Source organism: Yimella sp. NH-Cas1, from assembly GCF_022359705.1.
In the GTDB taxonomy this organism is placed as follows: domain Bacteria; phylum Actinomycetota; class Actinomycetes; order Actinomycetales; family Dermatophilaceae; genus Yimella; species Yimella lutea.
In genome coordinates, this window is the sequence record NZ_JAKSGG010000003.1 from 1,880,333 (window position 1) to 1,893,228 (window position 12,896).

The window sequence follows — 12,896 nt, forward strand, 5'->3', positions numbered from 1 at the left end:
TAACCAGCGCATCGCCGCAGCGCGGGCGTACAAGGGGATGGACGAGGGAGCACGGCGGTCGGCACGAGGCGCCGAGCACTCGAAACCCGGGTGAAACGCACCCCGGGCGGATGGGAACATAGGCCGCATGACTGACGCCAACGCCACGCCCGCCAGGGTCCCCGACAAGCCCACCGTCGACGGCTTGGAGGACAAGTGGGGAGCGGTATGGCAGGAGCAGGGAACGTATGCGTTCGACCGCGAGCGTGCGCTGTCGCTGCCACGTGAGCAGGTCTTCTCGATCGACACACCCCCGCCGACGGCAAGCGGCAGCCTGCACGTGGGCCACGTCTTCGGGTACACCCACACCGACTGCATGGCGCGATACCAGCGGATGCTCGGCAAGGAGGTCTTCTACCCGATCGGCTGGGACGACAACGGCCTGCCGACCGAGCGCCGCGTCCAGAACTACTACGGCGTGCGCGGTGACCACGGTGCCGCCTTCGACCCGAACTTCACCCCGCCGCTGCAGGGCGCCGAGGGCAAGTCGGTCAAGGCCGCCGACCAGGTGCCGATCAGCCGTGCCAACTTCATCCCGCTGTGCGAAGAGCTCACGGCCGAGGACGAGAAGTCGTTCGAGTCGATGTTCCGCACTCTCGGCGCGTCGATCGACTGGAACCAGACCTATCGCACGATCGACGACCGCTCACGCGCCGTGGCACAGCAGGCCTTCCTGCGCAACGTCGAGCGCGACGAGGCCTATCAGGCCGAGGCGCCCGGACTCTGGGACGTCACCTTCCAGTCCGCGGTCGCCCAGGCCGAGCTGGAAGCACGCGACTACCCCGGCGCGTTCCACAAGGTGAGCTTCCACAAGCCGGACGGCGGCACGGTCGAGATCGAGACGACCCGTCCGGAACTCATCCCGGCCGTCGTCGCCCTCATCGCCCACCCGGACGACGAGCGGTACCAGCACCTCTTCGGCACCACCGTCACCTCCCCGTTGTTCGGTGTCGAGATCCCTGTGCTCGCCCACCAGGCGGCGGAGCCGGACAAGGGCGCGGGCATCGCGATGTGCTGCACCTTCGGTGACCTCACCGACGTCATGTGGTGGCGCGAACTGCAGCTGCCCATCCGTTCGATCATCACACGCAACGGCCGTATCAGCGGTGAGACTCCGGAGTGGATCACCGGCGGCGCCGGAGAATCCCTCTATGTCGAGCAGCTCGCGACCAAAACGGTGCATTCGGCCCGCGAGGCGGTCGTCACCGCCCTGCGCGAGAGCGGCGACCTGATCGGTGAGCCGGTGAAGACGCAGCGCAAGGCCAACTTCTTCGAGAAGGGCGACAAGCCGCTCGAGATCGTGACCAGCCGGCAGTGGTACATCCGCAACGGCGGACGCAGCAAGGAGTTGCAGGACGAACTCATCGCGCGTGGCCAGGAGATCGACTTCCACCCCGCGTTCATGCGCAGCCGCTACACCAACTGGATCAGCGGGCTCAACGGCGACTGGTTGATCAGCCGACAGCGCTTCTTCGGGGTGCCGTTCCCGGTCTGGTACCCGCTCGATGCAGAGGGCGAGACCGACTACGACCACCCGATCCTCGCCGCGGAAGAGACCTTGCCGGTCGACCCCCAGACCGACGTCCCGCCCGGCTACGACGCCGAACAGCGAGGCGTGGCAGGTGGATTCGTCGGCGACCCCGACATCATGGACACCTGGGCGACCTCGTCCCTCTCTCCGCAGATCGCGACGGGGTGGCCGGTCGCGAGCAACGCCGGTGAGCGCAACGACGCGGAACTCTTCGCGAAGATCTTCCCGATGGACATGCGTCCGCAGGGCCACGACATCATCCGCACCTGGCTGTTCGCGACCGTCGTCCGCGCCCACTTCGAGAACGGCACGGTCCCGTGGACCGGCGCCGCGATCAACGGTTGGATCCTCGACCCTGACCGCAAGAAGATGAGCAAGTCGAAGGGCAACGCGGTCACGCCCGAGGAGGTGCTGCGCCAGCACAGCGCGGACGCCGTCCGTTACTGGGCGCTCGCCGGACGCCTCGGCGTCGACGCGGCCTACGACGAGAGCCAGATGAAGGTCGGCCGGCGGTTGGCGATGAAGCTGCTCAACGCAAGCAAGTTCGCGCTCACGATGGGCGATGTGGCCGACGACGCCCCGATCACCAACGAACTCGACCGGTCGGTGCTCGCGAACCTGCGCGAAGTCGTCGAGCAGGCCACCAAGGGCTTCGAGACGTGGGACTACACCCGTAGCCTGGAGGTCACCGAGACCTTCTTCTGGACCTTCTGTGACGACTACATCGAGTTGGTCAAGGACCGCGCGTACGGCGGTCAGGGCGAGGCGGAGGCGGCGAGCGCGCGCGCCACGCTCCGCCTGACGCTGAAGACGCTGCTTCGTCTGTTCGCCCCGTTCCTGCCCTATTCGACCGAAGAAGTCTGGTCGTGGTGGCAGGAGGGCAGCGTGCACCGGCAGGCGTGGCCGAGCCTCGAGGAACTGCGAACCGACGGGGACCCGACGGTGCTCGGCGCCGTCGGTCAGGCGCTCGCGGGCGTCCGTAAGGCGAAGTCGGACGCCAAGATGGGCATGCGTGCCGAGGTGAGTTCGGTGACCTTCGCCGGGCCGGCCGAGATCACCGACCGGGTCCGTGCGGGCGAGGCCGACCTGCGCGCGGCGGGCAAGATCACCGCGCTGCAGTACGCGGACGGCGAAACGTTCGAGGTGCGCGACGCAGAACTGATCCCGCCGCCGCCGAAGACGCCCGCGCAGAGCTGAACGACGTGCAACGCGGATCCCGTTGATGAAGGTCGACTCGTCCGCGCCTCGGATCCAGTTGCAGGACAACGTAGGACGTGACGCATAGGGTCGGTGCATGAGTCGACGGGGAGCGCGCGCGCCGTGGATGGTGCCCGTGCTGGTCGCCTCCGCGGTCTTCGGGTTGGCCACTGTTGCGGTTGTCTCCACCGGTGACCCGGTCATCGGCACGCCTACCGGCAGTCGCCCGGAGCGGCAGCCCCGACAGACGCCGACGCGCACCGACATCCCGAAACCGCCGATGGCCGGTGGCGGTGACTCGACCCCGTTGGCCTTCACCGAATGGGTGATCAAGGCGATCGTCGTGGCCGCCGCAATCGCGCTGTTGTGCTTGCTTTTGCTCGGGGTACGTGCATTGTTGCGACTGCGCTGGGAGCGCACCGTTCCGGAGCCGGAGCAGGACAGCAAAGCGGCGATCGAGGAGACGGTCAACCGGAGCCGGGAGCTGCTGCGCACCGACACCCCCTCGAACGCGGTGATCGCGTGCTGGACGGCCCTCCTGGAGGGGGTCGCGGCACTCGGACTGCAGGCGCACCCGTCCGAGACGGCCACAGATGTGATGCAGCGGGTGATGTCCGACCTGGATGTCGACGACGACGCACTCGACGAACTGGCCGACCTCTACCGCGAGGCGCGGTTCTCCGACCACCCACTCACCGACGAACACCGCCTCGCTGCGCAGGACGCCCTGGACCGAATCCAGCACTCGCTCGGAGCGCGAGAAGAGGTCGGGACCCGTGAATGAGCCCGAGTTCCGGCGTTGGCTCAAACGCATCGCGATCGGCGCAGTGTTCGGTGCGAGCTTCTGGGCCGTGCTGCGTGTGTTCGACACCCCGGCGAACCTTCCGGCGCTCATCGCGGGCGGCATCGTGATCGCCGTCTGCACCGGTTACGTCCGCGATGTGCGAGAGGGGTGGTCGATCACGAACAACCTGCACACTCGGGACGAGAGCTACGAACCGTCCACCCGCAACGAGGGTCGCCTGTTCACCCTGCACAACCTCTGCTGCGACGTCACCGCCAAGACTCACCGGGTCGGGCACGCCGATCGAAACCTTCAACGGTCACTGCGCACTGTGGTGGAGCATCGGATCAATCCCTCCGGGGCACAGTTCGTCTCGTCGAAGGAACTCCCCAGGAGTTGCGCGCCTACCTGGAGTCCGATCCCCCGCCCCGCCTGACCCGCGCCGACCTCAACGCCATCGTCGATCGAATCGAGCAACTATGACCCAGCACCTCACCGTCGCCGAGACCTCGGATCTTGCCGGCCGCCTCCTGGACCGGGTCGAAGAGGTGGTCGTGGGCAAACGTGGTCCGCTGGAAACCGTGCTGGCGACCGTCCTCGCCGGTGGGCACGTGCTGCTCGAGGACAACCCCGGACTCGGCAAGACTCTTGCCGCCCGCAGCCTGGCCCAGGCGCTGGGTCTCGACTTCACCCGTGCGCAGTTCACACCCGACCTGTTGCCGTCAGACCTCACCGGGTCGTTCGTGTTCGACCAGTCCCGAAGCGACTTCGACTTCCGACCCGGCCCCGTCTTCACCGGACTGTTGCTCGCCGACGAGATCAACCGAACGCCACCCAAGACGCAGGCTGCGCTGTTGGAGGCGATGCAGGAACGCCAGGTGACTGTCGAGGGACGCACCTTCCCCCTCCCGGAACCGTTCCACGTCCTCGCGACCGCGAACCCCGTCGAGTACGAGGGCACCTATCCCCTGCCCGAGGCACAACTCGACCGGTTCCTCACCCGCGTCTCGTTCGGATACCCCTCTGCAGCAGACGAATTGGGGGTCCTCACCCGGCGGATGAAACGCCAACAGGAGGCGACCGTCCTGGACTCCGTCACCGACCCGGCCGGCCTGCTCGCCATGCAACGGTCCGTCGAGCAGGTTCACGTCGAGGACACCGTCCGTGCATACTGCGTGAACCTCGCTTCGTCGACCCGCAGCCACCAGCACGTCCTCATCGGTGCATCACCCCGAGGATCTTTGGCGCTCATGCTCGTTTCGCGTGCGATCGCGGTGATCCGCGGCCGGGACTTCGTCACCCCGGACGACGTCAAGGCCATCGCCCCCGCCGTACTCGGTCACCGGATCAATCTGCGCCCGGAGCTGTGGATGTCGAATCTGTCCACGTCGACCATCGTCGACGAATTGCTGTCGAGCGTTCCGGCGCCTTCCGTGACCGTCGCACCCGCCCGCGTCGATGGCTGAGGACAAGCCCACCCGCTGGGTGCCGAGTTCGCTGCTGCTGCAGCTGATCCTGTGGGCAGGCGTGCTGCTCGCAGCCGCTGTCGCGTTCCGCCGAGCCGATCTGCTCGTCCTCGGTCTGCCCTTCATCGTGTTGAGCACGTGGTCCATCGCCACCCGCCCGAGGTCCCGACCGACGGTCCGGCATGGTTTGGAACGGACGACCCCGACCGAAGCCGAGCGCACCAGGTTGATCGTCGAAGCGCGCGGTCTGGACGGCGCGGAGTCGTGGACCGTCCAGACGGACCGGACGGCACGGGTGCGCTGGGACAAATCCGTGACATCGGCCCTGGCGGACGTCCACCGGATCGAGCTGACCTGGTGGCCGAGCCGAACCGGCCCGGTGTGGGTCGGCGGCGTCCACGTTCAGTTCTCGTCACCGTGGGGCGCCTACCGCTTCGGTGCGCTCCACCTACCGCCGCTCGAAGCGAGAGCCCTGCCCCGTGCCGAGGCTTTCGACAGTCGCACCCCGGTGCCACATCCGATCGGCCTCGTCGGCCTGCACCGTTCGAGTCGTCCCGGTTCCGGCACCGAGTTCGCCGACGTGCGCGAGTTCCGGCCGGGAGACCGGCTGCGCTCGGTGCACTGGCCGCTGACCGCTCGCACGGGCACGTTGCACAGTCGCACCAACTACGCCGAACAGGACGCCGAAGTCCATCTCGTGGTCGACGCTTCGGTCGACTTCGGTGACCGGTCGCGAGGGACCACGATCGACACCGGCCTGCGGGCGGCAGCGGGCATCAGCGAGTTCTTCCTGCGCCAGGGTGACCGGGTCGGGCTGCGAGTGGTGGGCAGCGAACGACCGTTGAATCTGCGGCCGTCCCTCGGTCTGCAGCACCATCGCCGTGTGCTCGATCTGCTCAGCGCCGTGAACCCCGGCCGGCTCGGTGATCGAGATGCGTCCGGCTTGCGATGGAACATTCCGTCGGGAGCCACGGTCGTCATGATGTCGCCGCTGCTCGGTCAATTCGCCTCGACCGTCGCGGCCACCCTCGCAGCACGCGGTCTCACCATCGTGGTCGTCGACACTTTGCCGACCGAACCACTCGACGCAGTACAGGACCCGGGACACCTGATCGCCATGAGGATCCGGCTTCTCGAGCGGCAGATGGAGATCGATGCCCTGCGTCGTCGCGGAGTGCCGGTGGTCGCGTGGCATGGGCCGGGAACGCTGGACGATGTCATGCGCCGGCTGGCTCGGCGACCTCCCGCGCGGGCGGCTGCCCGATGAGCCGGCTGCTGTCCCGATGGGCGTCGATGCACCGGGATCGCCGCATCGCGCACCTGACGGCGTGGATGTTCGTCGCGCTGTTCGCTGCTGTCACCTCGTTCGGCGGAGCACCCGATCCCATACCCCTGATCACTCTCGCCGTGGCAGCGTGGGTCACCGCCTTCGAGACCACCGGCGCCTCCGTCGGGCTGCTCGGTCTGGCCGCCGTCTGGACCTGGGTCTCCGCCGGTTTCGCCCCCGACACCTGGTGGAGCCTGCCCGCGGCGCTGTGCCTGCTGGGGTTCCAGTGCTGCTTCCTGCTGGCGACCGGTGGCGCGGATCAGACGTCGATCGCGAGACCGGTGCTGAACCGCTGGGCCACTCGTACCCTCACAGCGAGCGCTCTCGTCGCAGCGGGCGCATCCCTGGTGTTGCTCGCCACCGGCGCACCGCGCCCATCGGCCGGCTGGCTCGTGCCGCTCGGACTCTTCGTGATCGCCGCCACCTTCGTCGCCGTCGCACGTACGCACGTCCCGACCGACTGACCGGCCGAGTAGACCCCCGGGTTGGACGATTAGGTGCGCCTTAGTTACCTTAGGCTCACCTTATGCAGCCTCGGAAAGGTTTCCCCGTGCTCGTCTCCGCTTCACGCTCAGCCCGCACCATCGCCCTGACCGCCGCACTCGGCCTGGTCCTCACCGCCTGCGGCTCTGCGTCCGCCGAGAAGAAGACCGAGACTGCCGCCGGTACCGGCCAGAACTCCGCGACCTCCGCCGACAAGGCCAACGGCACGGTGATCGTCAAGGACGCTCAGGGGCGTTCGGTGAAGGTCGCCGCGAACCCCGGCAAGGTCGTCGTCCTCGACTGGAGCGTCGCCCGCAGCCTGACCCAGCTCGGTGTGCCGATCGCCGCCCTGCCGAAGGCCAACGGTGAACTACCCACCGACTTGACGCCGCTGAAGTCGGTCAAGACGGTCGGCACGCTGTTCGAACCCGACTATGAGGGCATCGCCGAACTCGAGCCCGATCTGATCATCATCGGTGGCCGTTCGGGTAATGCGAAGGTGCTGAAGGAAATGAGCAAGATCACTCCCAATGTGATCGACATGTCCGTGCGCACCGATGACCCGAAGCAGCGCATGGAGGTCATCGCCGACCGCTACGAGACGCTCGCCTCCATCTGGGGCAAGTCCGCGCAGGCCAGGACGAACCTCGCCGCGATGGACAAGTCGATCAGTGATGTCAAGACCAAGGCCGCCAAGGCCGGCGGCACGACGATGTTCGTCCAGGTCTCCGGCGGGAAGGTCGGCGCGTACGGGCCCGGCTCGCGCTTCAGCGCCGTCTGGTCCGAGTTCGATTCAGCCGGTGAACGCACCGTTGAAGAAGGACGGTGGTCACGGCGACGAGATCAACCAGGAGTTCTTCCTGAAGTACAACCCGAGTCGCATCGTGGTGCTGGACCGCAGCCGCGCGATCGGCCAGCCCGGCAAGCCCGCGCTCGACGTGTTGAACTCCGGGCTGGTCAACAAGACCGACGCCGCAAAGAACAAGAAGATCTCCACCGTCGACGGCTTCTCCTGGTACCTCGCCTCGGACACGCCGCTGTCCTACATCGCCGCTGCGAACGACCTCACCAAGGTGCTGTGAGCGCTTCGGCCACCGCAGTGAAGGCGTCCGGGGAGGGTCGTTCGCTGCGTCCGTCCCCGGTGTCCGTGGCCGGCGTCCTGGTCGTCGTCCTGAGCGCACTGTCGCTCGGTGTCGGCGTCGCGGGCGTCGGCCCGCTCGACGTCTTCAGCCCGAACGCCGCGCAGTGGGAAATCCTGCGCGTCTCGCGCATCCCTCGATTGGTCGCGCTGCTGCTGGCAGGTGCCGCTATGGCGGTCGCGGGTCTGATCATGCAGCGAATCACCGGCAACCGCTTCGTCTCACCGAGTACCTCGGGCACCGTCGAGGCCGCCGTGCTGGGCGTCATCGCCAGCGCGCTCCTCGTCCCGTCCGCCGGCCTGCTGGCGCAGATGGGTTTTGCGATCGGTACCGCGATCATCGGCACCATCGGATTTCTCTTCCTGCTGCAGACCCTGAGCCGGGCCGACACGCTCACCGTCGCGCTCGTGGGCATGATGTACGGCGGTGTCCTCGGCGCGGTCGGTGCCTACCTGGCTTACCAGGCCGACCTGATGCAGATGCTCGAACTCTGGACGACCGGCGCCGGTTCGTCGCTGCGCGAAGGCACCTACGAACCGCTCTACCTGGTGCTCGCCGTCGGCGCGATCGGCTATTTGTTCGCCGACCGCTTCACCGTCGTCGGTATGGGTGAGGACGTCGCCACCAACCTCGGCGTCAAGTACCGCAGCGTCCTGTACATCGGCCTGGTGGTGGTCTCGATGATGGCCGCGCTCGTCGTGGTCGTCGTCGGGGCGATCCCCTTCCTCGGCCTGATCGTGCCGAACATCGTCTCGATGATGCTCGGCGACAACGTCCGACGCGTGCTGCCGATCACCGCGCTGGCCGGCGCCGGTTTTGTCGTGGCCTGCGACCTGGTCGGACGCTTGGTGCGATTCCCGTACGAGGTGCCGTTCGCAACCATCGCCGGCATCATCGGTGCCGCAGTGTTCATCGTGCTGATCCTGCGGGCTGCGCGAGGTGACCTGCGATGACCACGACCGCCACGCGCCCTGCCGATCACGCACCTGCCGACCGGCCGATCGTCACCGAGTTCGAGCGTGCCCGCCGCCGTCGGATCCACACCGGACTCCTGGTTCTGGCGGCCGTCGCCGTTGCCGCCGTCGCGGTCTACCAGTTCTGGGACCTGCCGAGCGCCAGTTCCTACGCGCTCGACCTGCGCCGTCGCCAGCTCGCGACCCTGGTCATCGCCGGCGTCTCGTGCGGTGTCTCGGCCGTTCTCTTCCAGACCCTCGCCGGTTCTCCCCTGCTGACTCCCGGAGTGATGGGATTCGATGCGCTGTACGTGCTGCTCGGCACGCTGATCGTGCTGATGCTCGGCACCGACACGCTCGTCGGCATGTCACCGGTCACCACGACTGTTCTGAATGCCGCAGCGTTGAGCCTGTTCGGCGTGGTTATCTTCGGACTGCTGTTGCATGTCTCCGGGCGCAACCTTGTGGTGATGGTGCTCATCGGGATGGTGTGCAGCGCGTTGTTCTCCTCGTTGGGGTCCTTCGCCTCCCGGATGCTGTCCCCCACCGACTTCCTGACCGTGCAGGACATCATGTTCGCCTCCTTCAGTACGGCCGACGAGTCGGTGCTGAAGGTGACAGCAGTCCTCACCGCCGTGGCTGTGGCGGCATGCGTTCCACTGCTGAAGTACCTCGACCTGCTGAACCTCGGCACCGAGCGCGCGATCATCCTCGGCCTGCGCTACCGCTTGGTCGTCGGCCTGACGCTCACGGTGATCACCGTGCTGGTCGCCAGTTCCACGGCACTGGTCGGACCGATGACCTTCCTCGGCCTGATCGTCGCCAATATCGCCCGCCAGGTCGTCGCCTCCCCGGGCATGGTCCGTTGATCCTCGGCGCGATGCTGGTCGGCATCTGCGCCACGGTGTTCGGTCAGTTGCTGGTCAGCCGTGTCCTCAACTTCGGCGCGCCGCTGTCGGTCGTGATCAATCTGATCGGCGGCGCCTACTTCATCTACCTGCTCATGAGGAGAGTCCGCCTGTGATCGAGCTCCACGACCTCACCGTCCGCTACGACGAGGCCACCGTGCTCGACGTCCCGTCCTTGTCGATCCCGGACGGTCGCCTGACGGCGCTCGTCGGTCCGAACGGAGCGGGCAAATCGACGCTGCTGTCGGTGACCGGGCGTCTGCTGAAGCCCACCGACGGGCGCGCCCTGGTCGGCGGGCTCGACGTGCAGCACAGCCCCAACGTCGAGATCAGCAAGGTCGTGTCGATCCTGCGGCAGGAAAACCACCTCACCGCGCGGCTGACCGTCGCCGATCTGGTCCGCTTCGGACGTTTCCCGCACTGCAAGGGACGCCTGCGCCCCGAGGACCACCGCCACGTCGAGGAGGCGATCCGTTTCGCCGATCTGGTCGACCTGCGCGACCGCTACCTCGACCAGCTGTCCGGCGGCCAACGACAACGCGCGTTCATCGCAATGGTGCTCGCGCAGGACACCCCACACATCCTGCTCGACGAGCCACTGAACAACCTCGACATCAAGCACGCGGTCGCGATGATGCAACGCCTGCGGTCACTGGTGCACGACCTCGGCAAGACCGTCGTCGTCGTGCTGCACGACATCAACATCGCTGCCGCCTACTGCGACCAGATCATCGCGATGCGCGACGGTCGGGTGCTCGCGCAGGGCTCCCCCGAACTCATCATCGACCCGGACGTGCTGCGTGAGGTGTACGAGGTGGACGTCGAGGTGCTCGAGGCGCGCGGACGCCGCGTGGCCGTCTACTTCGAGTGAGTCCGCCACCCGACCAAACAGATCGGCCCCCTCGAGATGGATCTCGAGGGGGCCGATTTCGTTGTCTGTCAGGCAGATTCCTTGCGCTGCGTGCGCTTGCGGGGCTCGCGCTTCACGATCGTCGGCAGGACGTTGTCGAGCACGACCTCACGAGTGACCACCACACGAGCGATGTCGTCGTCACTGGGGACGTCGAACATGACCGGCATGAGCACCTCTTCCATGATCGCGCGCAGGCCGCGAGCGCCGGTGCCGCGCAGGTTCGCCTGCTCGGCAACGGCCTCGATCGCGTCCGGGGTGAACTCCAACTCGACGCCGTCGATCTCGAACATCTTCTGGTACTGCTTCACCAACGCGTTGCGCGGCTCAGTGAGGATCGACACCAGGCCGTCGCGGTCGATCGGCTCGACGGTGGTGATGACCGGCAGACGCCCGATGAACTCGGGAATCAGACCGAACTTCATCAAGTCCTCGGGCAGCACCTCGGCGAAGCTGGACATCGGGTCGGACGCCTGACGCAGTTCGGAGCCGAAGCCCAGGCCCTGTCGGCCGGCGCGGCTCTCGATGATCTTCTCCAGGCCGGCGAACGCTCCACCCACGATGAACAACACATTGGTGGTGTCGATCTGGATGAACTCCTGGTGTGGGTGCTTGCGTCCGCCCTGCGGGGGCACCGAGGCGCTGGTGCCTTCCAGGATCTTCAGCAGCGCCTGCTGCACGCCCTCGCCGGAGACGTCGCGGGTGATCGAGGGGTTCTCGCTCTTGCGGGCGACCTTGTCGATCTCGTCGATGTAGATGATGCCGGTCTCGGCCTTCTTCACATCGAAGTCGGCGGCCTGGATCAGCTTCAGCAGAATGTTCTCGACGTCTTCACCGACATAACCGGCCTCGGTCAGCGCGGTGGCGTCGGCGATCGCGAACGGGACGTTGAGCATCCGGGCGAGGGTCTGCGCCAGGTAGGTCTTGCCGCACCCGGTCGGGCCGATCAGCAGGATGTTGCTCTTGGCGATCTCGACACCGTCGGCGTCCTTCTTCGGCGCCTGCTCGGCGGCCTGGATGCGCTTGTAGTGGTTGTAGACCGCGACGGCCAGCGAACGCTTGGCGGGGGTCTGACCGATGACGTACTGCTCGAGGAACTCGAAGATCTCCTTGGGCTTGGGCAGCTTCTCCAGGCCCAGCTCGCTGGTCTCGGCCAGCTCTTCCTTGATGATCTCGTTGCACAGGTCGATGCACTCGTCGCAGATGTAGACGCCCGGTCCGGCGATGAGCTTCTTGACCTGCTTCTGGCTCTTTCCGCAGAACGAGCACTTCAGCAGATCGCTGCTCTCTCCCATACGTGCCACGCGCTTCCTTCTCCCTGCTCGACTCGTCATGCGTCCTTGGTTCGCATGACTCGGACGACGCTACCTGCTGGCTACGACAACCACCTTCATTGAACCCCGGTGTCGGGCGTCGCGTCACGCGTGTCCGCCGAGGGCTTAACGCTGAGGGCCCCGATCCACCCGGGATCGGGGCCCTCACGTCACGTGCGCACCATCACCGGGCGCTCACGGCTGAAGCGAGGCCTTACGCGAAGCCAGCACCTCGTCGATGAGGCCGTACTCCTTGGCCTCGGCGGCGGTCAGGATCTTGTCGCGTTCGATGTCACGCTCGACCTGCTCCTTGGAACGGCCGGTGTGCGTGGCGATCGTCTGCTCCAGCCAGTCACGCATCCGGAAGATCTCGTTGGCGGTGATCTCCAGGTCGGAGGCCGTACCGCCCGAGCCCTCCATCGCCGGCTGGTGGATCAGGATGCGCGCGTTCGGCAGTGCGAACCGCTTGCCCGGTGCACCCGCGCCGAGCAGGACGGCGGCAGCCGAGGCGGCCTGACCGATCACGAAGGTCTGCACATCCGGCTGGATGTACTGCATCGTGTCGTAGATCGCGGTCAGCGCGGTGAACGAACCACCCGGGCTATTGATGTACATGAGGATGTCGCGGTCGGGGTCCTGGCTCTCCAGCACGACCAACTGGGCGATGATGTCGTCCGCGGACGCGTCGTCGACCTGCACGCCGAGGAAGATGATGCGGTCCTCGAACAGCTTGTTGTACGGGTCGGACCGCTTCATGCCGTACGAGGTGCGCTCCTCGAACTGCGGAAGGATGTAGCGGTTGCTCGGCGGCACGTAGAGCCCGCCCTGGTTGTTCGAATTCATCTG

At 66.7% G+C, this 12,896-nt stretch carries 12 protein-coding genes; 10 read left to right on the top strand and 2 right to left on the bottom strand.

What is annotated here, in order from left to right; all coding sequences use genetic code 11:
- The first annotated feature begins 127 nt into the window (after positions 1-127).
- The 10 genes from valS to MF407_RS09380 all read left to right on the top strand — a co-directional run bounded on the left by valS (position 128) and on the right by MF407_RS09380 (position 10,698).
- Positions 128-2,767, top strand: coding sequence for a valine--tRNA ligase (gene valS / locus MF407_RS09335; RefSeq protein ID WP_239702114.1), 2,640 nt, complete (start codon positions 128-130; stop codon positions 2,765-2,767).
- A 97-nt stretch (positions 2,768-2,864) separates the two neighbouring features.
- Positions 2,865-3,551 (top strand): DUF4129 domain-containing protein, encoded by a 687-nt coding sequence (locus MF407_RS09340; RefSeq protein ID WP_239702115.1) that lies wholly within the window; start codon positions 2,865-2,867, stop codon positions 3,549-3,551.
- Complete coding sequence (locus MF407_RS09345; protein WP_239702116.1) at positions 3,544-3,987, top strand: hypothetical protein; 444 nt, start codon at positions 3,544-3,546, stop codon at positions 3,985-3,987. Before MF407_RS09340 ends, MF407_RS09345 begins: the two co-directional genes overlap by 8 nt.
- A gap of 43 nt (positions 3,988-4,030) precedes the next feature.
- Positions 4,031-5,017: a MoxR family ATPase gene (locus tag MF407_RS09350; RefSeq protein WP_129624890.1), complete on the top strand. Its 987-nt coding sequence runs from the start codon at positions 4,031-4,033 to the stop codon at positions 5,015-5,017.
- Positions 5,010-6,284 (top strand): DUF58 domain-containing protein, encoded by a 1,275-nt coding sequence (locus MF407_RS09355; protein ID WP_129624889.1) that lies wholly within the window; start codon positions 5,010-5,012, stop codon positions 6,282-6,284. Before MF407_RS09350 ends, MF407_RS09355 begins: the two co-directional genes overlap by 8 nt.
- Positions 6,281-6,808, top strand: a complete 528-nt coding sequence (locus MF407_RS09360; protein ID WP_129624888.1) for a hypothetical protein — start codon at positions 6,281-6,283, stop codon at positions 6,806-6,808. Before MF407_RS09355 ends, MF407_RS09360 begins: the two co-directional genes overlap by 4 nt.
- Before the next feature lie 86 nt (positions 6,809-6,894).
- Entirely contained in the window at positions 6,895-8,919 is a 2,025-nt protein-coding gene (locus MF407_RS09365; RefSeq protein ID WP_239702117.1) for an iron chelate uptake ABC transporter family permease subunit, read from the top strand.
- A complete protein-coding gene (locus tag MF407_RS09370; RefSeq protein ID WP_239702118.1) occupies positions 8,916-9,788 on the top strand; it encodes an iron chelate uptake ABC transporter family permease subunit in 873 nt (290 codons plus the stop codon). The genes MF407_RS09365 and MF407_RS09370 overlap by 4 nt, the downstream gene beginning before the upstream one ends.
- A gap of 11 nt (positions 9,789-9,799) precedes the next feature.
- Positions 9,800-9,943 carry a hypothetical protein gene (locus MF407_RS09375; RefSeq protein WP_239702119.1) on the top strand — a complete coding sequence of 48 codons (144 nt, stop codon included), beginning with the start codon at positions 9,800-9,802 and terminating at the stop codon, positions 9,941-9,943.
- Positions 9,940-10,698, top strand: coding sequence for an ATP-binding cassette domain-containing protein (locus MF407_RS09380; protein ID WP_129624884.1), 759 nt, complete (start codon positions 9,940-9,942; stop codon positions 10,696-10,698). The genes MF407_RS09375 and MF407_RS09380 overlap by 4 nt, the downstream gene beginning before the upstream one ends.
- Before the next feature lie 68 nt (positions 10,699-10,766).
- On the opposite strand, the gene clpX is transcribed toward MF407_RS09380, so the two are convergent.
- Together clpX and MF407_RS09390 are read right to left on the bottom strand one after the other, a co-directional pair.
- Entirely contained in the window at positions 10,767-12,041 is a 1,275-nt protein-coding gene (clpX, locus tag MF407_RS09385; protein WP_345770850.1) for an ATP-dependent Clp protease ATP-binding subunit ClpX, read from the bottom strand.
- A gap of 204 nt (positions 12,042-12,245) precedes the next feature.
- Positions 12,246-12,893 (bottom strand): ATP-dependent Clp protease proteolytic subunit, encoded by a 648-nt coding sequence (locus MF407_RS09390; protein WP_129624882.1) that lies wholly within the window; start codon positions 12,891-12,893, stop codon positions 12,246-12,248.
- Positions 12,894-12,896: the final 3 nt, after the last annotated feature.